General features: G+C 66.6%; 18 protein-coding genes. 14 read left to right on the top strand and 4 right to left on the bottom strand.

Annotated elements, in window-relative coordinates; translation table 11 throughout:
* Nucleotides 1-30: 30 nt before the first annotated feature.
* Both DIZ26_RS20875 and DIZ26_RS37940 read right to left on the bottom strand, forming a co-directional pair.
* Entirely contained in the window at nucleotides 31-1,344 is a 1,314-nt protein-coding gene (locus tag DIZ26_RS20875; RefSeq protein WP_112243976.1) for an ABC1 kinase family protein, read from the bottom strand.
* A 230-nt stretch (nucleotides 1,345-1,574) separates the two neighbouring features.
* The gene (locus DIZ26_RS37940; RefSeq protein ID WP_012922897.1) at nucleotides 1,575-1,733 is read right to left on the bottom strand and encodes a DUF5679 domain-containing protein; all 159 of its coding nucleotides are present in this window, start codon (nucleotides 1,731-1,733) and stop codon (nucleotides 1,575-1,577) included.
* 512 nt (nucleotides 1,734-2,245) lie between these two features.
* Here DIZ26_RS37940 and DIZ26_RS20870 point away from each other — a divergent pair.
* Both DIZ26_RS20870 and DIZ26_RS20865 read left to right on the top strand, forming a co-directional pair.
* A complete protein-coding gene (locus DIZ26_RS20870; RefSeq protein ID WP_112243974.1) occupies nucleotides 2,246-2,782 on the top strand; it encodes a M48 family metallopeptidase in 537 nt (178 codons plus the stop codon).
* A gap of 737 nt (nucleotides 2,783-3,519) precedes the next feature.
* Complete coding sequence (locus DIZ26_RS20865) at nucleotides 3,520-5,709, top strand: MMPL family transporter (protein WP_232828489.1); 2,190 nt, start codon at nucleotides 3,520-3,522, stop codon at nucleotides 5,707-5,709.
* Between the two features lie 125 nt (nucleotides 5,710-5,834).
* On the opposite strand, the gene DIZ26_RS20860 is transcribed toward DIZ26_RS20865, so the two are convergent.
* Nucleotides 5,835-8,093, bottom strand: coding sequence for an FdhF/YdeP family oxidoreductase (locus DIZ26_RS20860; protein ID WP_112243972.1), 2,259 nt, complete (start codon nucleotides 8,091-8,093; stop codon nucleotides 5,835-5,837).
* A 146-nt stretch (nucleotides 8,094-8,239) separates the two neighbouring features.
* Here DIZ26_RS20860 and DIZ26_RS20855 point away from each other — a divergent pair, with 146 nt between their 5' ends.
* The 3 genes from DIZ26_RS20855 (at nucleotide 8,240) to DIZ26_RS20845 (ending at nucleotide 12,075) form a co-directional block, all read left to right on the top strand.
* A complete protein-coding gene (locus DIZ26_RS20855; RefSeq protein ID WP_112243970.1) occupies nucleotides 8,240-8,974 on the top strand; it encodes an SDR family NAD(P)-dependent oxidoreductase in 735 nt (244 codons plus the stop codon).
* A 13-nt stretch (nucleotides 8,975-8,987) separates the two neighbouring features.
* Nucleotides 8,988-10,292, top strand: a complete 1,305-nt coding sequence (locus DIZ26_RS20850) for an MFS transporter (protein ID WP_112243968.1) — start codon at nucleotides 8,988-8,990, stop codon at nucleotides 10,290-10,292.
* 88 nt (nucleotides 10,293-10,380) lie between these two features.
* Nucleotides 10,381-12,075, top strand: a complete 1,695-nt coding sequence (locus tag DIZ26_RS20845) for a helix-turn-helix domain-containing protein (RefSeq protein ID WP_112243966.1) — start codon at nucleotides 10,381-10,383, stop codon at nucleotides 12,073-12,075.
* On the opposite strand, the gene DIZ26_RS20840 is transcribed toward DIZ26_RS20845, so the two are convergent.
* Nucleotides 12,065-12,997 (bottom strand): NADP-dependent oxidoreductase, encoded by a 933-nt coding sequence (locus DIZ26_RS20840; RefSeq protein WP_112243964.1) that lies wholly within the window; start codon nucleotides 12,995-12,997, stop codon nucleotides 12,065-12,067. The genes DIZ26_RS20845 and DIZ26_RS20840 overlap by 11 nt on opposite strands.
* A 106-nt stretch (nucleotides 12,998-13,103) precedes the next feature.
* Between DIZ26_RS20840 and DIZ26_RS20835 the strand changes: the two genes are divergently transcribed.
* From DIZ26_RS20835 to DIZ26_RS20795, 9 genes are all read left to right on the top strand, one after another.
* On the top strand, nucleotides 13,104-13,502 hold the full coding sequence (locus tag DIZ26_RS20835; RefSeq protein ID WP_112243962.1) for a winged helix-turn-helix transcriptional regulator: 399 nt from the start codon (nucleotides 13,104-13,106) through the stop codon (nucleotides 13,500-13,502).
* A 210-nt stretch (nucleotides 13,503-13,712) separates the two neighbouring features.
* Nucleotides 13,713-14,561, top strand: coding sequence for an AAA family ATPase (locus DIZ26_RS20830; RefSeq protein ID WP_112243960.1), 849 nt, complete (start codon nucleotides 13,713-13,715; stop codon nucleotides 14,559-14,561).
* A 46-nt stretch (nucleotides 14,562-14,607) separates the two neighbouring features.
* The gene (locus tag DIZ26_RS20825; RefSeq protein ID WP_112243958.1) at nucleotides 14,608-14,979 is read left to right on the top strand and encodes a type II secretion system protein; all 372 of its coding nucleotides are present in this window, start codon (nucleotides 14,608-14,610) and stop codon (nucleotides 14,977-14,979) included.
* 126 nt (nucleotides 14,980-15,105) lie between these two features.
* The gene (locus tag DIZ26_RS20820; protein WP_112243956.1) at nucleotides 15,106-16,200 is read left to right on the top strand and encodes a type IV pilus twitching motility protein PilT; all 1,095 of its coding nucleotides are present in this window, start codon (nucleotides 15,106-15,108) and stop codon (nucleotides 16,198-16,200) included.
* Nucleotides 16,197-17,834, top strand: coding sequence for a GspE/PulE family protein (locus DIZ26_RS20815; protein WP_112243954.1), 1,638 nt, complete (start codon nucleotides 16,197-16,199; stop codon nucleotides 17,832-17,834). Before DIZ26_RS20820 ends, DIZ26_RS20815 begins: the two co-directional genes overlap by 4 nt.
* Before the next feature lies 1 nt (nucleotide 17,835).
* Complete coding sequence (locus DIZ26_RS20810) at nucleotides 17,836-19,041, top strand: type II secretion system F family protein (protein WP_112243952.1); 1,206 nt, start codon at nucleotides 17,836-17,838, stop codon at nucleotides 19,039-19,041.
* A complete protein-coding gene (locus DIZ26_RS20805; protein ID WP_112243950.1) occupies nucleotides 19,041-19,505 on the top strand; it encodes a type IV pilus modification PilV family protein in 465 nt (154 codons plus the stop codon). The genes DIZ26_RS20810 and DIZ26_RS20805 overlap by 1 nt, the downstream gene beginning before the upstream one ends.
* Nucleotides 19,496-20,137: a PilW family protein gene (locus DIZ26_RS20800; protein ID WP_112243948.1), complete on the top strand. Its 642-nt coding sequence runs from the start codon at nucleotides 19,496-19,498 to the stop codon at nucleotides 20,135-20,137. The genes DIZ26_RS20805 and DIZ26_RS20800 overlap by 10 nt, the downstream gene beginning before the upstream one ends.
* Nucleotides 20,134-22,206, top strand: coding sequence for a hypothetical protein (locus DIZ26_RS20795; protein ID WP_112243946.1), 2,073 nt, complete (start codon nucleotides 20,134-20,136; stop codon nucleotides 22,204-22,206). The genes DIZ26_RS20800 and DIZ26_RS20795 overlap by 4 nt, the downstream gene beginning before the upstream one ends.
* Nucleotides 22,207-22,213 lie beyond the last annotated feature (7 nt).

Below are 22,213 nucleotides of genomic sequence, written 5' to 3'. Positions count from 1 at the left end.
GAACCGGGGTGCCGCGGAACGGCGTACGGGCTAGTCGTCTGCGAAGCCGGGGAGGAGTTCCTGGAGGACCGAGCGGAACGGGGCTTCGGTGTCCAATTGGGACAGCACCGCGATGCCGCCGATCCAGACGCGGTGGATGAGCAGGTACGACGGTGGCAGGTTGATCTTGAGGCCCAGGGTCGCGTTGGGGGAGCGGAAGTCGCTCGTCCGGTTCGCCTGCGCGCGCATCCAGGCCCGGCTGAACTGGAACGTCTCGTCCCGCGCCGGTTCGGCGAAGGGTGCCAGGTACTCCATCAACTGGTCCGGATCGATGTCCATCCGCGGCTTGATGAACCCCTCCGCGCGCAATCCGGCGAGGACCGCGGCCCCGTCGCCCTCCAGCGAGATCCGCAGCAGCCGGCCGATCGCGGGCGGCAGGCCGTCCGGGAGTCGCGCGCAGAGCCCGAAGTCGACGACTCCGAGGCGGCCGTCGGGCATCACGCGGAAGTTGCCCGGATGCGGGTCGGAGTGCAGCAGACCGGCGTACCGCGGACCGCTGAACATGAACCGGACGTACTTCAGCCCGATCTCGTCCCGCTCCTCCTTCGTGCCGTCGGCGATCACCTTCGACAGCGGCGTGCCCTCGATCCACTCCGACACGATGACGGTGGGGGAGTGCTTGATGACGCGCGGGACGACGAACTCGTCGTGGTCCTTGAAGGCATCGGCGTACTGCTGCTGGGCCTGCGCCTCACGGTCGTAGTCGAGCTCCTCGCCGATGCGTTCCTGGAGTTCGGCGACCAGCGGCTTCATGTCGAGACCGGGGAACAGCGAGCCGAAGGTCCGCGCGAACCGGCCGAGCTGGCGCAGGTCGGCGCGCAACGCCTCAGCGGCACCCGGGTACTGCAGCTTGATCGCGACCTCGCGGCCGTCCTTGAGGATGCCCCGATGGACCTGGCCGATCGACGCTGCCGCCGCGGGCAGGTCGTCGAACTCCTCGAACCGGTCCCGCCAGCGCTTGCCCAGCTCGCGCGACAGGATCGTGTGCACGGTCGAGGCCGGCATCGGCGGAGCGGAATCCTGGAGCTTCGTCAGGGTCGCCCGGTACGGCGCCGCGAGCTCCTCGGGCATCGCCGATTCCATCATGCTCAGCATCTGCCCGAACTTCATCGCGCCGCCCTTGAGCTCACCCAGGACGGAGAACAGCTGATCCGCGGTACGACGCTGGAACTCGGCCATCACGGCCTCGGCGGGAGCACCGCCGATCCGCTTGCCCAGGCCGACGGTCGCGCGCCCGGCGGCACCTAACGGCAGGCTGGCCAGCTTCGCAGTACGGCTGAGCGCCTTGCGGGGGAGGTCGGACACGCCCCCATTCTGTCCGGTCACCCAAGCCGCACCCTCGCCACCCCACCCACGCGCCGGTACCAACTACATCTCGTACCCCGACGCGGGCCGGTACCACTTCCATCTCGTACGCCGGGACGCGGGCCGGCGTCGCCGCGCCGACCCCAGCCGGCGGTCCGTCGTACCGGGTGGAACGACGGAGGGGCGGTGGTGGACCCGAAGGTCCACCGCCGCCCCTACGACTTGGTGCGTCAGGCCTTGCCGAGGATCCGGTTCAGGTTCGTACCGCACTCGGGGCACTTGGCCTTGGCCATGCGCGTGCCCTTGTCGTTGACCTTGACCTCGCCGTCGGCGGTGCGCTTGGCCTTGCACTTGACGCAGTAGAACTCGCCGCTCCAGGTCTCTGCCATGAGGGCCCTCTCCTTGCTCTGAATACCAGCCGGGGCACATAACCCCTGGCCGTCGTGGATGCTAACGGCAGACCGTCCTGCCGTAGGCCGTTCGGCCCAGTCGGGATTCACCCTACGGCAGGCTGGGAGCCGCTCAAGCGCAACTCCCGGTCCGCGTGCCGCTTGGAAAACCATTTCCGGGATTCGTCGTGACACTGAACAGGCTCCCGGTTGTCCGCCTTCGGAACCACTCGGCTTCCCCTCCGAGCGGCCCCGGAGGCGGTCCGGGAGCCTGCTGGCACAGACGCTGCCAGGCCCGCGTCCCGGTGGCAAGCCCAGGTTGTCCACCCCTGTGGATAAACCTGTGTGCAAGCTGTGGGGCGCGCCGTTCGACGCTGTGGACGAACGGGGGAACAGGATGTGAACAAACTTGGTCGCGCCCGCCGCCGAAAGCCACCTGACCTGCGGAAACGTCAATTCACAGGGTGTGGACAGAAGAAAGTTGGAAGATTCGGTGCGGTAGCGTCTGACCCATGGCCGAGTCTCCACCGCGCTCGATCCCGCCGTATGTGGACATCCGTCGCAGCAAGCGCCGCAAGCGCACCGTGAGCGCCTATCGCGACGGCGAGCGGGTGGTCGTCCTGATGCCCGACCGGCTGTCCGCCGCCGAGGAGGCGCGCTGGGTCGAAACCATGCTCCAGCGCCTCGAGAAGCAGCGCAGCCGATCCCGCGTGTCGGACGAAAAATTGTTGGCCAGAGCACACGAACTCGCGTGTCGCCACCTCCCAGAGGTGCCCGAACCTGCGTCCGTCCGCTGGGTTTCGAACCAAAACAGACGATGGGGATCCTGTACTCCGAGCGACCGCTCGATCCGTCTGAGTGACCGATTGCAGTCGATGCCCGCCTGGGTCGTCGACTACGTCCTCGTTCACGAACTCGCCCACCTGATCGAGCCCTCCCACAACACCGCCTTCTGGACCCTCGTCCACCGCTTCCCCAAGTCCGAACGCGCCGAGGGCTACCTCGAGGGCGTCTCAGCCGCCGCCAACCTCACCCTCGACGACTTCTGAGCCCGGCCGATGCGACTCCGGCGAGCGGCTCCCGCCCACGCGACTGTTGCCGTCGCCGGCATCCCGCGTCGCTGGCACCCCACCACCGATCGCCATCTGCACCCCGCCGGGGGCGAACCCACCATCTGAGGGGTCGGCGGTCCAAAGTGTGGGTTGGCGTGCTGTATGCCGTGCGCCAGCCCACCGGATGAGGGGTTGGCGGTCGAAAGTGTGGGTTCGCCCCCGGGGAGCGCCGGGGTGAAGCGGCTGGGCACTGGAGGTCGATGGGCTCAGGAGCGGCCGAACGGGTGCGGATCGGATCGATGGTGCGTCCGGAGTGGGCTGGGAGGTCCGGAGTGGGCTGGGAGGGCCTGCCCGACCTGGGCGGGTGACCCGCACGGAGCGCGCCGGATTCGGGCTCCACAACCCCGCGACCGTTGGTCCCACCAAACCGCGACCCTGAGCGACACGGCGGGGAGGGCGACGCAGAAGCCCGTAGCGGACGGGTGGGGAGGGCGACGCAGAAGCCCGTAGCTGAGGGGTGGGGAGCGGCGACGCCAGGGGTCGCGTCGGCGGGACCCCAAGGGTGCATCCACGTTCACCCCGAGGGTGGGGTGGGGCTGGCACCAGGGTGGAGTCGGTGGCTTCCTGCATGGTGGGGACACCGTGGTGTCCAACAGGCTGAGACCCGTGAGTCAGTGCGGCGTCGGGCCGGACTGGAGGGTGTGCGCCAGAGGCGGCGCGGAGGGGCAGGAACCATGGCCAGGGGACAGATCACGGTGCGGGCGGCACGCTGGAGCGCCACCCATCCGTGGCGGGCGATCGCGATGTGGGTCGCCGTCGTGATCGCGTGCTTCGCGCTCGGCTCGGTGACGGGCACGAAGCAGTCGGACAACGAGGGTGACATCGGCGAGGTGACCCGGGCCGACAACATCGTGAAGTCCGGCAACTTCGACGATCCGGACATCGAGAGTGTGCTGATCACGGCGCCGTCCGGCCAGCTCGACAAGGCCGAGGCGGACAAGGTCGCCGGCGTCGTGACCCAGCGGATGCGGGCACTCGGGGGAGTCGCCGACGTCGCCAAGCCGATGCTGTCCCCGAACAAGCAAGCGCTGATCGTCAGGGTCACCCTGAAGGACGGCGATTCCGACGACCGGGTCCAGCCGCTGCTCGACACCACCGCGAAGATCCAGCAGGAGAACCCGAACCTGCGGGTCGAGGAGGTCGGCGGCGAGTCGATCGACAAGGCACTGAACGAGACGCTCGGGAAGGACTTCAAACGGGCCGAGATGTTCAGCTTGCCGGTGACGCTGGCGATCCTGCTGGTCGCGTTCGGCGCACTGATCGCGGCCTCGGTGCCGTTGGTGCTGGCGCTGTCCGCGGTAGCCGCCGCGATCGGGCTCTCCGCAGCCGCTTCACAACTTGTCCCAGCAGTCGACGCGGTGAACAGCGTCATCCTGCTGATCGGTATGGCGGTAGGCGTCGACTACTCGCTCTTCTACCTCCGCCGCGAACGCGAGGAACGCGCCAAGGGCCGTGGCCACGTCGACGCGGTCGAGATCGCAGCGGCCACCTCCGGTCACGCAGTCGTGGTGTCCGGTACTGCGGTGATCATCTCGATGGCCGGCCTGTTCCTCGCTCGTGACGCGGTCTTCTCCTCCTTCGCGGTCGGCTCGATCCTGGTCGTCGCCGTGGCTGTCGTCGGCTCGCTGACCGTGCTCCCCGCAGTACTGGCCAAGCTCGGTCGTTGGGTCGATCGCCCGCGCATCCCGCTGCTGTGGCGTCTGACGGCGAACAAGACCAAGCCCCGCTTCTGGCCCACCATGCTGAAGCCGGCTCTGAAGCACCCGGTTGCCACGCTGCTGGTCGCTGTCACCGCGCTGCTGGCCGTCGCGTCGCCCGCACTGGGGATGACGCTGAAGTTCCCGGGCACCGAAGACCTGCCGCGCGACACCGCGGTGATGAAGGCGTACGACCGGCTCACTGCGGCCTTCCCCAGCACGGGCACCAGCCACGAGGTCGCAGTACGGGCTCCTGCCAACCAGCGGCCGGCAGTGAAGGCTGCGCTGGCCGACCTGGTCAAGCGGACCCAGTCCGACAGCCTGTTCGCACAGGACGGGCTGGAGGAGCCGCGGGTCTCCAAGGACGGCACTGTGACCACGCTCGAGGTGGCAACGCCGTACGAGGGTGGTAGCCAGCAGGCGCGTGACTCGCTGACCAAGCTGCGCAAGGAACTCATGCCGGAGACGGTCGGCAAGGTGCCGGGCGTGGAGTACGCCGTCGGTGGGTTCGTAGCTGCCGACGTCGACTACGCGGCCCACACCCGGGCCAAGCTGCCGCTGGTAATCGGGTTCGTCCTGCTGCTGACGATGATCGTGATGATGGTGACGTTCCGGTCCGTGGTGGTCGCGGTCACCGCGATCCTGCTGAACCTGCTGAGCGCCGGCGCGGCGTACGGCGTGGTCACCGCGGTCTTCCAGAACCACTGGGCCGAGGGCATCCTCGACTTCAAGTCGAACGGAGCGGTCGTGTCCTGGCTGCCACTGTTCCTCTTCGTGGTGCTGTTCGGGCTGTCGATGGACTACCACGTGTTCGTGGTGAGCCGGATCCGTGAAGCCGTACTGCGTGGCGTGCCGACCAAGCAGGCCGTTGCCGAAGGCATCACCGGTTCGGCCGGTGTGGTGACGAGCGCGGCGGCGGTCATGATCGGAGTGTTCGCGGTCTTCGCCACCCTGAGCACCCTGGACATGAAGCAGTTGGGTGTCGGCCTGGCGGTCGCGATCCTGATCGACGCGACCATCATCCGGGCGGTCGTCCTGCCGAGCATCATGACCCTCCTCGGCGACGCCAACTGGTGGGCCCCCAAGTGGCTGCGCGGCAAGCACCCCAAGCACGCCGCCCCCACCACCACCCCCGAAGAGGAGCGTGAGCTCACCCCGGTCGGCTGACCCTCCAGCCCGTACTACGAAGGCGCCCCGCCGCGGAACTCCCGCGACGGGGCGCCTCGTCGTCTGAGCCGACCGGCCCCAGCCCGACCCGGCCCCAGCCTGACCCGGTTCCTCCGGCCGATCCGTCAGGTGACGGGTTCCAGACGAACCGTCAAACCCTTGGCAACTGGGGTGTTGCTGCCCTTGGCGACGTCGTCGGCTGCCATCAGGACATTCGTCTCCGGGTAGTACGCCGCCACACATCCACGTGCCGTCGGGAACGAGACCAGCCGGTACCCCGCCGCCCTCCGCTCGACGCCCTTGAACTCACTCACGATGTCGACCCGCTGACCATCCTTCAACCCAAGCGCCTTCAAGTCGTCAGGGTTCACGAACACCACCTGGCGCGTGCCGTCCACCCCGCGATAGCGATCCTGCAGACCGTAGATCGTGGTGTTGAACTGATCGTGACTCCGCATCGTCTGCAGCAGTAGCCGTCCCGGCTCTGTCGGCAACCAGGACAACTCGTTCGCACTGAACTGCGCCTTCGCATCGGACGTCTTGAACTCACGCTTGTCCCGCGCGGCATGCGCCAGCAGGAAGCCTCCTTCGTTGGCCCGCAACCGCTCCTCGAAGTTCTCGTACCCGTCACAGACCCGCCCGATCCGGTGCCGGATCAAGCTGTAGTCGTCGGCGAAGTCGGCCCATGGAATCTGCCCGACCTCCGGTACGACGAGCGCCGCCAACCCACAGACGATCCCGATCTCCGACTTCAACTCAGGTGCCGGCGGCGTCAGATTGCCGGTGGACAGATGCACCGCGCCTTGAGAATCCTCCACCGTCACCGACTGCGGCCCGTTGGGCGTGTGATCGTGATCGGTCCGCCCCAACGTCGGCAGGATCAGCGCCTCGCGCCCGGTGACCGTATGCGACCGGTTCAGCTTGGTCGACACCTGAACCGTCAGGTCGCACTCCCGCAACCCCTTGTGCACAACCTCGGTATCCGGTGTCGCCATCGCGAAGTTGCCACCCATCGAGAAGAACACCCGTACGGCGCCGTCGCGCAGCCGCTGCACCGTCGCCGCAGCGTCGACCCCGTGCTCGCGCGGCGCGGTGAAGGCGAACTCCTTGTCGAGCCGATCCAGGAACGCGTCGGGCATCTTCTCCCAGATCCCCATGCTCCGGTCGCCCTGGACATTCGAGTGACCACGCACCGGACACGGCCCGGCACCAGGCTTGCCGATATTCCCCTGCAACAGCAGGACATTGACGATTTCGGTGATGGTGGCAACGGCCTCGCGGTGCTGCGTCAGCCCCATCGCCCAGCAGATCACGGTCGCCTTCGACTTGATGAACCGCTGCGTGAACTCCTCGATCTCGGCCCGCCTCAGCCCGGTCGCGAGCTCGACCGCTGCCCAGTCCAGCTCCGCGTTGTGCTTGGCGTACACCTCGTACCCACTCGTGTGCGAGTCGATGAACGCCTTGTCCAGCACGGTTCCCGGCGCAGCCGCCTCGGCCTGCAGCAACAAGTGGCCGACGGCAAGGAACAACGCCTGGTCGCCACCGATCCGGATCTGCAGGTGCTGGTCCGCCAGCTCGGTGCCCTTGCCGACCCAGCCGGACGGGCGCTGCGGATTCTTGAAGTTCATCAGGCCGGGCTCGGGCAACGGGTTGACCGAGACGATGTCGGCGCCGCGCTTCTTGGCGATCTCCAGATGACTGAGCATCCGGGGTGCGTTCGTGCCGGGGTTCTGGCCGACCACGACGATCAGTTCGGCCTCTTCGAGCATCTCGAGCGTGACCGCACCTTTTCCGCTGCCGATCACCCGCGACAGCGCAGTACCGGATGATTCGTGGCACATGTTGGAGCAGTCGGGCAGGTTGTTCGTGCCGTAGGCGCGGACGAAGAGCTGGTAGAGGAACGCGGCCTCGTTGCTGGTCCGGCCGGAGGTGTAGAAGACGGCGTCGTTGGGGTCGACGAGCGCCTTCAGGTGCCGGGCGACGACCTGGAACGCTTCCTCCCAGCCGACCGGCTCGTAGTGCGTGGCGCCGGCCCGCAGCAGCATCGGCTCGGTGATCCGGCCGAGCTTGCCCAGTTCGTACTCCGAGATCTGGTTCAGCTGGTCGATCGAGTGCTCCGCGAAGAAAGCGCGCGGTACCCGTTTGCGGGTCGCCTCCCAGGCGACCGCCTTGGCCCCGTTCTCGCAGAACTCGGCCGCGTGCTTGCGCTTGTGGTCCGGGTCGGGCCAGGCACACGACGGGCAGTCGAAACCGCCGTCCTGGTTCATCTTCAAGAAGACCTTGCCGGTCCGGGTCGGCCCCATCTCGCGGAAGCCGAACTTGAACGACGACAGCACCGCCGGTACGCCGGCGGCCTTCTTCTTCGGGTGTTCGATGTCGACCATGGTTCAACCATAAATCGTCCTCTCGGCACGAGCAGGTTTGACTGCCATCGCTGTGATCAGGTGTCCGATCGGCCCACCAGGAGTCACCCGAGTGTGTGTTGCGATCCCATAGTGCGCAGCGGTGGGGATTTCTAGAGTCCTGGGCCATGGAGACCCGTCGAGCACTCGTCACCGGAGCCGCATCCGGAATCGGAGCCGCCTGTGCCCAGCGGCTCGCTGCCGACGGCGTACACGTGATCGCTGTCGACTACGACGCCGACGGCCTGGCAGAGGTCCTCGGCCCAGGGATAGAGCCACTGCAGGCGGACCTGTCCGATCTGGACGGGCTGAGCAGGCTCCCTGTCGACGTCGACATCCTGGTGAACAACGCAGGCGTCCAGCAGGTCGCACCGGTCGAGCAGTTCCCGCCGGAGCGTTTCGGCTACATCCTGCGCCTCATGCTGGAGTCCCCGTTCCGGTTGATCCGTCAGACCTTGCCGTACATGTACGGCCGCGGCTGGGGTCGAGTGGTCAACATTTCCTCGGTCCATGGACTCAGGGCCAGCCCGTTCAAAGCGGCGTACGTCGCTGCCAAGCACGGACTGGAAGGGCTCAGCAAAGTGGTCGCACTCGAAGGTGCTGCCCACGGAGTCACCAGTAACTGCGTGAACCCGGCGTACGTCCGTACGCCGCTCGTCACGGCCCAGCTGGCCGACCAGGCAGCCACCCACGGGCTGACCGAGTCGGAAGTGCTGGACAAGGTCCTGCTCGAACCAGTCGCGGTGAAGCGCCTGATCGAGCCGGCCGAGGTGGCCGAGCTGGTCGCACTGCTGTGCGGACCCGCGTCGGCCTCACTCACGGGGAGTTCCCTCGTCCTCGACGGCGGCTGGACCGCCCATTAAAAGGAGCCATGAGATGGCAACATCAACAGAACCCACCCGGACGAGGACCCCGATCGCCAGAGTCGTCGGCGCCAGCCTGATCGGCACCACGGTCGAGTGGTACGACTTCTTCCTGTACGGCGTGGCCGCGTCCGTCGTCTTCGGCGACCTGTTCTTCCCCAAGGGCGAAGAGCTCACCGGGACGCTGCTGAGCTTCGCCACCTTCGCCGTCGGCTTCTTCGCCCGTCCGATCGGCGGTGTCGTCTTCGGTCACTTCGGCGACCGGCTGGGCCGCAAGAACCTGCTGGTGCTGTCCCTGCTGATGATGGGGCTGGCCACGTTCGCCATCGGGCTGCTGCCGACGTACGCGCAGGTCGGTGCGCTGGCGCCGATCCTGCTGACGGTGCTGCGCCTCATCCAGGGGTTCGCGCTCGGCGGTGAGTGGGGTGGCGCAGTACTGATCGTGTCGGAGCATGGTGACCCAGCGAGGCGGGGCTTCTGGTCGTCGTGGCCGCAGGCGGGTGCTCCTGCAGGTCAGCTGATCGCGAACGGCGTACTGGCTGGGCTGGCCGCCTTCCAGAACGATGCCGCGTTCGACAAGTGGGGCTGGCGGATCCCGTTCCTGCTGTCCGCGGTACTGGTGCTGGTCGGGCTCTGGGTGCGGTTGCGGATCGAGGAGTCGCCACTGTTCAAGCAGGCGAAGGCGAAGCAGGAACCGACGGACAAGTTGCCGTTCATCGAGGTCATCACCAAGTACCCGCGCGAGGTGCTCACCGCGATGGGCGCCCGGATGGCGGAGAACGTCAGTTACTACATCTTCACGATCGTCATCGCGACGTACGCGAAGGAACACCTGAAGCTGGACAAGTCGTTCGCGCTGAACGCCGTACTGATCGGTGCCGCGATCCACTTCTGCGCGATCCCGTTGTGGGGCGCCCTGTCCGACCGGATCGGCCGCAAACCGGTCTACCTCTTCGGCGCGATCGGCGTCGGGATCTGGGCGTTCGTCTTCGTGGCACTGGTGAACACGAAGAACTTCGCACTGGCCGCGCTGGCCGTCACGGTCGGGCTGATCCTGCACGGCGCGATGTACGGACCGCAGGCGTCCTTCTTCACCGAGCTGTTCGGCACCAGGGTCCGGTACTCCGGGGTGTCGGTCGGCTATCAGCTCGCCTCGATCATCGCCGGTGGACTCGCCCCGTTCATCGCGGTCGCCCTGCTCAAGGCCTACGACTCCGGCTTCGCGATCTCCGTGTACGTCGCGATCTGCGCGGTGATCTCGATCGTCGCGGTCACCTCGTACGCCGAAACCTCCCGCCGAGACCTCACCACCCTGTGACCTCCCCGCCAGGTCCGTTGCGTCCGAAGGAACGTGGGGCTGGACCCGCGGTTCTTCGGACATAAGGGACGCGGGAGACGGGAGTGGCATGATCGCGCAGATGGAGGATCTGCGGCAGTTGCTGGCCGCGAGCAAGAAGCGCGAGGCGGAACTCTCGGCCCTCGTCGACGTTGCTCGCGAGCTGGCCTCTGCCCGCGATCCCGGCCGCGTCCTCGACACGATCGTGCACCGCGCCCGCACCCTGATCGGCACCGATGTCGCTTACCTGACCTTGTACGACGCGGCGCAGGGCGACACCTATATGCGAGCCACCGACGGCTCTGTGTCGGCCGCCTTCCAGCAGTTGCGGCTGCCGCTCGGTGCCGGTCTTGGCGGCCTGGTCGCCAAGACCTACAAGCCTTATTGGACCGAGGACTATCCGAGTGACCGACGGTTCCGGCACACCTCCTCGATCGACGACGCGGTCGGGGAGGAGGGGCTGGTCGCGATCTGCGGCACGCCGCTCATCGTCGAGGGTGCCTTCGTGGGTGTGCTCTTCGCCTCCAATCGGACGCGCCGGCCGTTCAGTCGCGAAGAGGTATCACTGCTCGGATCGCTAGCAACGCTCGCCGCTGTCACGATCGTGCAGGTGCGTGCCGCGGCCGAGACGGCGGCCGCGCTGGAGCAACTGTCCGCCGCCCATGCCGGTGCTGAGCACGCCGCCGCGGCCCACGACCGATTCGCCGAGATCGTCCTGTCCGGCGGCGACGTCGATGCCATCGCGGCCGCTCTCGCCGACCTCCTCGACGTCTGGGTCGTCCTGGTAGATGCCACCGGCAACCAACTCGCAACCGCAGGCCACAATGCCCCCTCGGAGCCGGCCGGCGGCATCCCCTGGGCGGATTCACCGGTGTCCGGGCGATTGACCCGCATCGGTGACCGCTGGGTCGTGGCGGCGACCGCCAAGGGCGAGCGACTCGGAGCACTGGTGATCGGCGGGGTCGACGAGCTGTCAGGTGCAGACCAGCGGATCGTCGAACGTGCTGCCGTCGTCACCGCCCTCGTCCTGCTCTTCCGCCGCCAAGCAGCCGAACAGTCACGCCGCGCACGAGCCGACATCCTCGCGGACGCACTCAGCGGTACTACGGACCCGCGCGCTCTCGTAGACCGCCTTCGCCTGCTTGACCCACCTCCGCCAACCTCTGGCCAGCTAGTGGTAGCCGTGTGCCGAGGAGACCACAGCGCAGTACGCCTCTCCGCCCCACTGGAAGACAAGCTCGTGCTAGCCGGCCCGTACGCCGGTGACTTCGTCCTCATACTCCAAAGCCCCACCATGGCAGGCGAGCTCAACGACCTGGCTCGCCGTTCCAACCTCACCATCGGCGTCACCGGACCGGCGACCTGGGGGCCAACGCTTGTCGAAGCCCACCAGCAAGCAACCCGGCTCGTCACCACCATGCGCCGCCTGGGTAAGTCGGCCGAAGCCGCTGCTCCAGACGATCTCGGAGTTGCTGGGCTCATCGGTGCTGCACAGGTCGACGTACAAGCCCACGTGCGCCACCTGCTGGGCGCAGTACTGGACTACGACGAGCAGCGAGGCACAGACCTCATCGGAACCTTGCGGGCGTACTTCGCTGCTGGGCAGAGCCCCACGAGGGCAGCAGGTGCGCTCCACCTCCATCCCAATACAGTGCAGCAGCGGCTGGACCGCGTCACCGCGCTGCTTGGTGACGGCTGGCAGCAGCCGGAGCGCGCCCTCGACGTACAGGTCGCACTCCGGCTCTTGCAGGCGATCAGGGAATGAGCACGAGCCGCCCGCGAACGCCACCCTTGGCCAGTCGTTCGTACGCCGTCGGGCCGTCCTCCAGCGAGTAGGTGTCGGCGACCCGCGTCGAAATGACGCCCGCCTCGGCCAACCGCACCAGCTCCACCAGGTCGGCCCTGTTGGCGTTGGCGAAGATGGGGAACACCGTGATGCCCCGCAGCGAAGTCGGCGGCGGCCCAGCGACCACGTGCGCATGTACGCCGCCGTTGCGCACCGACTCTTGTGCGCCGATTCCGATCACAGCTGCGTCCACCAAGCCGTCCACACCAGCCGGGAACAGCGCATGGACCGCTGCAGTGACGTCAGCTGAACGGGGTACGAAGTGGTCCGCACCAAGCGACCGGACGAACTGCTCGTCGTCTTCACCTGCTGTGGCGACCACTGTCAGCCCGCGGTGCTTACCTAGCTCGACTGCGTAGCCACCGACTCCTCCGGCAGCACCAGTGACGAGCACCGTCTGCCCGGGCGTCAAGGCCATCGCGTTGAACGCTTGGTGGGCAGTCAATGCGTTCAGCCCGAAGGTGGAGGCTTCTGCGAGCTGCAGACCAGCCGGTGCAGGCGCAACGGCCGACGCGTTCAGTACGACGTACTCGGCGTGCGTCTTCAACGGCCGGCCGAGCAGGTCGGCGACCCCGATGACCGCAGTACCGACTGGCAGATCGGCGCCGGGGCCGGCCGCGTCGACGGTCCCGGCGACGTCCCAGCCGATGCCGAACTGCTCCCGTGGGGCAGTGAGGTTGTAGTTGATCAGCGTCCCGTCGGTGGTCGCGATGTCGACCGGGTTGACGGCCGCCGCTGCCACCTTGATCCGGACCTGGCCCGCGCCCGGCTCCGGGGTCGGGGTCTCGATCAGCTCAGCGGTTGCCGGCCCGTCCAGGCGGCGGGCCACGAGTGCGCGCATCGGAGTGCTTCTCCTCTGTGTCGAAGGTTGATGCCACCACTCTTGGAGAGTTACTCTCTTTTCGGAAGTAGGCACTTTGACGTGCGTACCGAACCCAGGGGAGAGCATGCCGACTCGTAACGCCGCCCAGCAGCGGGAAGAACTGGCCCGCGAGTACGACGCCTACCTCGCCTCGTGCCCAGCCCGCCAGTTGGTCGACCGGATCAGCGACAAGTGGGTCACCCTCGTCATCTCGGCCCTCGGGGACGGCCCGGCGCGGTATTCCGACCTGTCCCGCCGCATCGCCGGCGTGAGCCAGAAGATGCTCACTCAAACCCTCCGCAACCTGGAACGCGACGGCCTGGTCAGCCGCGAGGTCACCCCCTCGGTCCCGGTCCGAGTCGACTACGAACTAACCCCTCTCGGCCTGACCCTGATGCCCCTCATCCTGCACATAAAATCCTGGGCCGAATGCCACATGGACAAGGTAGCCACCGCCCGCGAAACCTACGACGCCACCAAGTAGCCGCTCCGCGCCACAGGGCTGACTTCGCGCTTTGTCTGTCGGCCGTTCGGGGGACAACGGTCGTCCGATCGGCCCACCCGGTTGTAGACCTCTGTCGCCCGTTCACCCGCTGTGACGGAATTCGCCCGAGACTCACTCTTGAGGCGGGATCGACGCCCGAGTCAGTAACAGAGAGTGTCGACTCCCTCCAAACGGGGCGGGGGGTGCGGAATGGCGAGCGGACAGGTCATCACGGTCTTCGCGGCCAAGGGCGGCTGCGGCAAGACCACGTTGGCGACCAACCTCGCTGCCGTCCTGCACGATCGCGGCGCGCACCGGGTCTGCATCTTCGACCTGGACCTCGAGTTCGGCGACGTCGCCGGCGTACTCGGTCTGCGGTCCGAACGCAGCATGGCGGACGCGCTCTCGGCCGACGCGGCCGGCGGCACGTCGTACGGGGATCTTGCGCAGGGCGAAGGGTCGTATCGCGACGACGGGTCGCCCGGCAACCCGCCGTACGGCGACCTCGCGGCTGCCGTTGTCCTCAAGCTGATGACGTCGTACCGGCCCGGGTTCGACTGCTTGCTCGCCCCGACTCGTCCCGGTGAAGCCGGCCTGATTCCGGTCTCGCTGGTCAGCCGGCTGCTGGAGCTGCTCCCGCTGCTCTACGACTTCGTCGTGGTGGACACGCCTAGCCGATTCAGCACGCAGGTCCTCGCGGCCCTCGACGCCGCGGACCACCACGTCCTGGTGACGACTCCGGACCGCCCGGCGCTGAAGAACCTGCGGGCGACGATCGACATGCTCGACCTCCTGCAGTACGACCGGACCACGCGATCGATCGTGGTCAACCGCTCGGACGCCGCGGCGGACCTACCCGCCAGCGTCTTGGACGAACTGGTCAGAAGCCCGATCGCGAGCCACCTGCCCAGCTGGAACGGCGTACCGGCCTCGATCAACCGAGGCGAACCACTCGTGGCAGCCGACCGTGACCACCCGGTCAGCCTCGCCATCCGGCATCTCGCAGCCGCCCTCCTCCCCAGCGACGGGAGGTGCAGCCGCGACCCGCCACCCGGCTAGCCACCAACTCAACCTTCAAATTCCCTTGAACAGAAAGCGATCCATCATGCTTCAGCAACTACGCACGGCCCGGAAGAACGAATCCGGCTTCACCCTGATCGAACTCCTCATCGTCATCGTCATCCTCGGCGTCCTCTCCGGCATCGTCGTCTTCGCCGTGCAGGGCATCAACGACCGCGGCAACGCGGCGGCCTGCAAGACGGACAAGTCGTCGGTCATCACCGCCGTCGAGGCGTACTACGCCAAGACCGGCGGCTATCCGACTGGAGCCGACTCGGCAGCCCGGTTCGCCAAGCTGACCACGGCTCCCAACCAGTTCCTCCGCGCAGCGCCGACGGCGACGATCGCTGACGGCGGCTACCTGATCACGTTGTCCGACGACACCGGAACGGTTACCGCCGCCGGCGCCTGCACCTGATCGATCGATCTCGGTGGCGGGGCAGGAGTTGAAGCCTCCCCGCCACCTCCCGACCACTGCCGGGGAGGGCAGACCCCCAAGGGCCCTTCCCGGCAGTGTTCCACCGCCTCACCTAAAGGACATCTCATGAAAGGTCTTGCTCGCGGTAGCCGCGTCGACGTGCTGCTGGAGGAGCTTTGGAACGCCGGCGGCACCGACCTGCTGCTCACCGTGGGCATGCCACCGCAGATCCGCGTCCACGGCGAACTGCACCCCGTCATCAACACCAAGGTTCTGACGCACGACGACACCGACGAACTGCTCACCGAGCTCTTCACACCCACGCAGGCCGATGCCTGGTGCAACACCTTCGAGCTCGACTTTTCCTTCTCCTGGCGCGACAACGCCCGCATCCGCGGCAATGCGTTCAGTCAGCGCGGAGACAGCACGGTCGCGCTCCGGATGATTCCGCGCAACATTCCGACGATGGCCGAACTCGGGCTACCGCCGATTCTCAGCGACTTCGCCAAGCAGCACCAAGGCCTCGTCCTGATCACCGGCCCGACCGGATCCGGCAAGTCGACCACCCTCGCCGCGGTGATCAACCAGATCAACACCGACCGCGCCTGCCACATCATCACCATCGAGGACCCGATCGAGTACGTCCACGAACACAAGCGCTCCGCGGTGAATCAGCGCGAGGTCGGCAGCGACACCGCCTCCTTCCCGGACGCACTCCGCTCAGCTCTCCGCGAAGACCCAGACGTCCTGCTGGTCGGCGAAATGCGTGACCTCGAATCGATCCGATTCGCCCTCACCATCGCCGAGACCGGCCACCTGGTCTTCGCCACCTTGCACACCAACGACACAGCTCAGTCGATCGCCCGCATCATCGACGTCTTCCCGCCGGAGCAGCAGTCGCAGGTCCGCGTCCAGCTCGCCGCAGCACTCAGCGGCGTCGTCTACCAGCGCTTGATCCCGCGAGTCGGCGGCGGCCTGATCGCCGCGTACGAAGTACTCGCCGCGAACTCAGCGATCCGCAACCTGATCAAAGAAGGCAAGACGCACCAGCTGCGCAACTCCGTGGTCACCGGCCAGCGCGAAGGCATGCTCACGCTAGAGCAATCCCTGTCGTCTTTGGTGCAAGCAGGGACGGTCTCGTACGACGACGCGGCCGCGCGCAGCCTCTACCCCAAGGACATCGAGACGCGGCCCCGGCTGCGGGCAGGAGTGCCGGCATGAGGCACCGCAAACGCGAAGAGACCGCGGCCGCCGTCGACGTGATCGCGCGACCCGAGGTACGTCCGGCAGCGACAGCCGAAGACCTGCAGATCGAGCGCAACCGGGCCAGGCAGATCGCCGAACAGCACGGCCTGGCGCAGGTCGACCTGCGCACAGTCAGCCCCGATCCCGCGGCGGTGGCTCTGCTCGACGAGCAAACTGCCCGTGCGCTCACTGCGATCCCGCTGGCGGTGGACGAGCACCAGCTCATCGTCGCGGTCGCCGACCCGGAGGTCGAGACCGAGTTGCGCGCAGTCGTCGACCGGCGTCTCGTACTACGTATCGCCGCACCGACCGACATCCTCAGTGCCATCGGCAACAACTTCCGGGCACTGAGCGGGATCGACTCGCGGCTGAAGATGTTCGAGGCCAGGGACGTGATCCGCAAGGACTCCAACCGGGTCGAGATGGCGTCCGCGAACGACGATGCTCCGGTCGTCCAGGTTGTCCAGCTGATCATCACCCAGGCCCTCCGCGACCGCGCGTCCGACGTACACATCGAACCGCACGACGACCGAGTACGGATCCGCTTCCGCGTCGACGGTGCCCTGCACGATCAGCTCGAACTGCCCGGATCGATCGGTCCCGCGGTGGTCAGCCGGATCAAGATCCTTGCCGACCTCAACATCGTCGAGCGGCGCCGCCCGCAGGACGGGCAGATCAGCATGGACGTCGAAGGCCGCGAGGTCGATATCCGCGTCTCGACGACTGCCGTGGTGGGTGGTGAGAAGGTCGTACTGCGGCTGCTGGACAAGAGTCGTCCGCTGTTCAAGCTCGAGCAGCTCGGGATGCCGGCCGACATGGCCGAGCGCTACTCCAGTCTGATCAGGTCGCCATACGGAATGGTGATCTGCGCGGGGCCGACCGGCAGTGGCAAGACAACCACGCTCTACGGCTCGCTTGGCGAGATCAACAATCCTGAGCGCAACATCATGACCATCGAGGACCCGGTCGAGTACACCTTCTCCTCGATCAATCAGATCCAGATCAACGAGTCGGCCGGCATCACCTTCGCCGGCGGACTCCGGTCGATCCTGCGGCAGGACCCCGACGTGATCCTGGTCGGTGAAATCCGCGACGTCGAGACCGCGCGGATCGCCGTACAGTCCGCCCTGACTGGTCACTTCGTCCTCTCGTCGCTGCACGCGACCGACGCCGCCACTGCCCTGCATCGCCTGCTGGACATGGGTATCGAGAACTTTCTGATCGCCTCGTCGATCAGCGCGGTCGTCTCCCAGCGGCTTGTCCGCCGGATCTGTGACAACTGTCGCGAGACCTACCAGCCACCTGCTGAAGAGGTCGCGTTCATGGCCACCTTCGGTGGTCAGGTCCCGATCGGCGGCCTCGTCCGCGGAGCGGGTTGCAACTTCTGCTCGCACACCGGCTTCCTGGAACGGACCGGTGTCTACGAACTGATGCCGGTCTCCGACGCGATCCGCGAGTTGATCGTCGATCGAGCGTCCCACGACGAGATCCGCAAGGCCGCGCGGTACGAGGGAATGCGAACCCTGCAAGAAGAAGCCGTCCGGTTGGTCGGCGCCGGAGTGACGACCATCGCCGAGGTCATTCGTTCCATCTATGTGGTCGGGAGCTGAGATGACCAGGTTTGCGTACGTCGCCATCGCCCCCGACGGCCAGCGGGCCAAGGGGATCACGAAGGCAGACTCCCGCGAGGAGGCGGAGCTGGCTCTGTACGAGCGGGAGCTCCGCGACATCCGCGTGACCGAGAAGCCGGGCGTGCTCCAGTTGGAGATCACCGCGCGCAAGGTCAAGCGCGAGGAGGTCATGCACCTGTCCCGCCAGCTCGGCGCGTTCATCAAGGCGGGTCTGCCGCTGATCGACGCCGTGCACAGCCTCGGCCAGGAAGCCGACAACAACTCCGTACGCCGGATGATGGCCGAGGTCGAAGAGGGACTCCGTGGGGGCGAGAAGCTCTCGGACTGCTTCGACCGGCACCCCAAGATCTTCCCCGAGTTCTATCGGGGGATCCTGCGATCGGCAGAGCTCAGCGGTCAGCTCGATACTGTGCTTTCCCAACTGGCGAAGTACCTCGAGCGGGACCTGGAAGCACGCCGCAAGGTCAAGCAGGCGATGATCTACCCCACCATCGTGGCGCTCATGTCGCTGGTGACCGTGGTCGTGCTGGCAGCCTTCGTACTGCCACGGTTCAAGGAGTTCTTCGCGAGCCTGCACGCCGAGCTGCCGCTTCCGACCCGGATGCTGCTCGCCGTCACGGACTTCCTCACCGCCTGGTGGTGGGCCGTCGGCCTCGGGGTGGCGATCCTGGCACTGATCTTCTTCGCCGTCACGAGAACGCAAGGGGGTCGCTACGCCCGGGACAGGGTGTTTCTGGCACTCCCAGTGGTCGGTGGCACCATCCGGTTCGCTCTGGTCGAGAGGTTCTGCCGGATCCTCGCGTCAATGGTCGGCGCCGGTGTGCAGCTTCCCGAGGCTCTGCGGGTCGCGACCGGTTCATTGCCGAACCTCGTCTTCCGGCGCGCTCTCGGCGGAGCCGGTGAGGCACTGCTCGAGGGCGAAGGGCTGGCACGCCCACTCGCAGCTACCGGCCTGTTCCCGACCACTGCGGCGCAGATGATGCGCGTCGGCGAGGACACCGGAACGCTTGACACCCAGCTGGAAGTCACCGCGGAGTACTACGAAGGCGAGCTCGACTACAAGCTGAAGAAGCTGATCGGCCTGTTCGAGCCGGCCGTCATCATCGTGATGGGTGTCGTCGTCGGCTTCGTCGCCGTGGCGCTGGTGTCGGCGATGTACGGCATCTTCCGTCAGGTCCAGGGCTGATGTCCGGCCGCCACCGGGTCGCCGACGAGCGAGGGGAGACCCTGGTCGAGATGCTGCTGGCCGTCGCGATCATGGGCATCGCTGCGGTAGCCCTGATGGCGGGCCTCACCACGAGCGTCCTGATGTCCGACATCCACCGCAAACAGGCAACCGCCGGCACCGCGGTCCGCGACTACGCCGAGGCATTGCAGAAATACGTTGCCGACGGCCACTATGTCGACAGCTGCGCGTCGCCGGCGCCGTACGCGCTCGGTTCTTTCACCAACCCCACGGGCTTCCAGCACTCGGTTGTCGCAGGATCGATCCGGTACTGGGATGGCAGCACGTGGCAGCCGACCTGTACGACGGACAAAGGTCTGCAGAAGCTGACGATCCAGGCTAACAGCGACGACAGCCGGGCGAACGAGCAGCTGGTCGTCGTACTGCGTAAGCCCTGCAGGCTGGGGGATGACCTATGCAGCTAAGAGACCGAGTCCGCTCCGAGGGCGGGTTCACCCTGGTCGAGTTGCTGGTGGCGATCGTCATCATCGGCATCATCGCGATCCCCCTGTCCGGCGTTGTGATCAGCGCTTTGAAGAACACCACGACCACCGAAGAGCGGATGGACTTGTCGCATGACGCCCAGCTCAGTTCGTCGTACTTCGCCCGTGACGTAGCGGCCGTCGGCATCCGCGACTACGACAACGTCAATGGCAACTCCCTTCCGTTCAAGCCGTCCGTCCAATTGAACGCGGCCTACAACCAAGGTGGCTACACGTGTGGAGCAGTCGGTACGCCGACCGCCTCGGTGCGGTTGCTGTCCGACTCCTGGGACCCGGCGGACTCGATGACAAGCCCGAAGACGGTGGTCATCGCCTACTACCTGAAGACCGTGGCCGGCTCGATCGAACTGCACCGGCTGAAGTGCTCCGGCAGCGACACCCCGGTCGACGTACCGATCGCGCACAACGTGAAGTCAGGCAGCGTCACGGTGACCTGTTCATCGACCTGCGAGTCGGCGGATGTGCCGAACGAGATCACCCTTCGCCTGATGGCGACCAAGCCCTCGGTCGGCGACTACCCGATCACGCTCAACGGTCAGCGGAGGCAGTCATGAAGTCCCGGTTCACTCGCGCCCACCGGGAGGACGGTGCCGCGCTGGTCCTGGTCCTGATCCTCGTCACGGTGATCGCCCTCGGACTGGCCGCCTTGCTGACCCGATCTGACACCAGCATCCGGGAGACGGTGGGCCTACGCGACCAGGCTGCCGCAACCTACAACGCGGACGGTGCACTGCAGGCGTCGATCAACAACCTCCGCAACAGCACCTACAACGACGCTGCCGGCCAGAACTGCTTCGGTGCCTCCAACACCCTGCAATTGAACGGCTTCTACGGCGCCGACTCCGCGGCGGTGACCTGCGCCGCGGATCCGAAGAAGGTGCTGATCCAGTGTCCGTCGCTGTCACAGTGCAACCGACCGGGCAACGCGATCCTCACCCTGGGCAAGATCAGCGGCGAAGACGGCGTCAACATCCAGCAACCGACCGGCTCGACCTTCCGGGTCCGCGGCAACGTCTTCTCCAACTCGAACCTCAACGTCGTCAACGGCACGCTGAACACCAACGCATCTGTCTGGGCCCGGACCTCCTGCTCCGGAACGATCCAGAGCACACCGACGAAGTCCTGCAACTACGGCAGTACGCCGAACGTCTTGGGCGACGACCCGAACTACGCGCCTGCGGCAACGGACCCACCGGTTCACCGCAACCTGCCGTCCTGTACAGCAGCCAACTCGGTGGTGACCTTCCTGCCTGGCACCTACGACGACGTGGTCGGACTGAACAGCATGATGCAGGGCAACAGCTCCTGCAAGCACAGCACGTGGTGGTTCAAACCGGGCGTGTACTACTTCGACTTCCGCAACAACGGGGTGAACTCCAACCCCTTGTTGCCGGCAGGACCTGACGGCAACACGTGGACGGTCAACGACGGCCAGCTGGTCGCCGGCACACCGGTCAACACCGCAGGCGCCGTCATCGCCAGTCCACCGGTGCCCGCCACCATTCCAGGCTCCTGCGACAACCCGATCAAGAACGCCTCCGCGGTCGGTGTGCAGTTCATCTTCGGCGCCGACAGCCGCTTCGCGGTGAAAGCCGGTGAAGTCGAGATCTGCGGCACTTACCACGTGGACAAGGCGCCGGTAGCGATCTACGGCCTGAAGTCCGGAGCTGACACGCCGACGAGTTGGACCGGCGTCGACGCGCTGGCAATGACCGCGGTCGACACCGCGGGCGCGTTCACGAATGCGGCCAACATCGCCGCGCCCGACGGCCAATTGGCGACCTGGACCAAGGCTGGGAACAGCACCCAGACAGGGACGGTCACGGTCAAGGGCTACCCGCCGTCGAGCGCCATACCTGAAGGTTCCGTGCTGACCTCTGCCAAGCTCGTCGCCGTGCACGGCAACTCTGCCGGATCGACCCAGGACAGCCTGTCCGTACAACTCAGCCCCACGGGCGGCACGCCGTACACGGTGACGGTGCCCAGCTACAACGACACGGCGATGCACACGGACTCGATCGACATCCTTCAGGGCGGGACCGGAACGCTGGCCCAGTTGGTCAACAAGGGGACGTACGCCGGCGGCAAGGTCGCCTACAGCGCAGTCCTCAAGCACCCCGGCATCGAGCGGATCGACTCGCTCCGGATCGAGCTCACGTTCGTGCCGCCGGCCTTCCGCGGGTCCAGTGGTTGCGTCACTAGCACCCCCTATGCCGGGGGTGGTGAGGCTGCTGCCAACTGCTCGTTGGTCACTGCGGTGAACAACTCCGGTAACCAGTTCTATGTGCAAGGCACGACGTACGCGCCGAAGGCTGCGCTCGACATCACCTTGAACAACGCGGCCGAACAGGTCTTCCGGTTCGGGGTCATCTCGCGCTCTCTGTGGGTCAAGGAGACCGGCAGCTTCTCGTACACGGGTGTGGTGATCGAGGTGCCGGACGACTCCCCGGGCTTCGTCTTCAGCATGTACCTCTCCGTCTACATCTGCCCGAAGTCTCCAACCTGTAGTCCAGCCGGCTCACCGGTACTGCGGTCCAAGGTGGCGCTGGTGGACAGCGATCCGACGACCCCTCATGCAGGCGCCCGGCAAGTGACGATTCTCAGTTGGTCCCGGCCTGGATGACGGCGCC

Source organism: Kribbella monticola, from assembly GCF_003261635.1.
In the GTDB taxonomy this organism is placed as follows: Bacteria; Actinomycetota; Actinomycetes; order Propionibacteriales; family Kribbellaceae; genus Kribbella; species Kribbella monticola.
This window is presented reverse-complemented; position numbering and strand designations above follow the sequence as displayed.

What these genes read in the sequence shown, in the direction of transcription:
- DIZ26_RS20795 (WP_112243946.1), top strand. Translation starts at nt 20,134, where the DNA reads ATGAAGTCCCGGTTCACTCGCGCCCACCGGGAGGACGGTGCCGCGCTG.
- DIZ26_RS20865 (WP_232828489.1), top strand. Translation starts at nt 3,520, where the DNA reads ATGGCCAGGGGACAGATCACGGTGCGGGCGGCACGCTGGAGCGCCACC.
- DIZ26_RS20845 (WP_112243966.1), top strand. Translation starts at nt 10,381, where the DNA reads ATGATCGCGCAGATGGAGGATCTGCGGCAGTTGCTGGCCGCGAGCAAG.
- DIZ26_RS20855 (WP_112243970.1), top strand. Translation starts at nt 8,240, where the DNA reads ATGGAGACCCGTCGAGCACTCGTCACCGGAGCCGCATCCGGAATCGGA.
- DIZ26_RS20820 (WP_112243956.1), top strand. Translation starts at nt 15,106, where the DNA reads ATGAAAGGTCTTGCTCGCGGTAGCCGCGTCGACGTGCTGCTGGAGGAG.
- DIZ26_RS20805 (WP_112243950.1), top strand. Translation starts at nt 19,041, where the DNA reads ATGTCCGGCCGCCACCGGGTCGCCGACGAGCGAGGGGAGACCCTGGTC.
- DIZ26_RS20800 (WP_112243948.1), top strand. Translation starts at nt 19,496, where the DNA reads ATGCAGCTAAGAGACCGAGTCCGCTCCGAGGGCGGGTTCACCCTGGTC.
- DIZ26_RS37940 (WP_012922897.1), bottom strand. Translation starts at nt 1,733, where the DNA reads ATGGCAGAGACCTGGAGCGGCGAGTTCTACTGCGTCAAGTGCAAGGCC.
- DIZ26_RS20830 (WP_112243960.1), top strand. Translation starts at nt 13,713, where the DNA reads ATGGCGAGCGGACAGGTCATCACGGTCTTCGCGGCCAAGGGCGGCTGC.
- DIZ26_RS20815 (WP_112243954.1), top strand. Translation starts at nt 16,197, where the DNA reads ATGAGGCACCGCAAACGCGAAGAGACCGCGGCCGCCGTCGACGTGATC.
- DIZ26_RS20860 (WP_112243972.1), bottom strand. Translation starts at nt 8,093, where the DNA reads ATGGTCGACATCGAACACCCGAAGAAGAAGGCCGCCGGCGTACCGGCG.
- DIZ26_RS20850 (WP_112243968.1), top strand. Translation starts at nt 8,988, where the DNA reads ATGGCAACATCAACAGAACCCACCCGGACGAGGACCCCGATCGCCAGA.
- DIZ26_RS20825 (WP_112243958.1), top strand. Translation starts at nt 14,608, where the DNA reads ATGCTTCAGCAACTACGCACGGCCCGGAAGAACGAATCCGGCTTCACC.
- DIZ26_RS20810 (WP_112243952.1), top strand. Translation starts at nt 17,836, where the DNA reads ATGACCAGGTTTGCGTACGTCGCCATCGCCCCCGACGGCCAGCGGGCC.
- DIZ26_RS20840 (WP_112243964.1), bottom strand. Translation starts at nt 12,997, where the DNA reads ATGCGCGCACTCGTGGCCCGCCGCCTGGACGGGCCGGCAACCGCTGAG.
- DIZ26_RS20870 (WP_112243974.1), top strand. Translation starts at nt 2,246, where the DNA reads ATGGCCGAGTCTCCACCGCGCTCGATCCCGCCGTATGTGGACATCCGT.
- DIZ26_RS20835 (WP_112243962.1), top strand. Translation starts at nt 13,104, where the DNA reads ATGCCGACTCGTAACGCCGCCCAGCAGCGGGAAGAACTGGCCCGCGAG.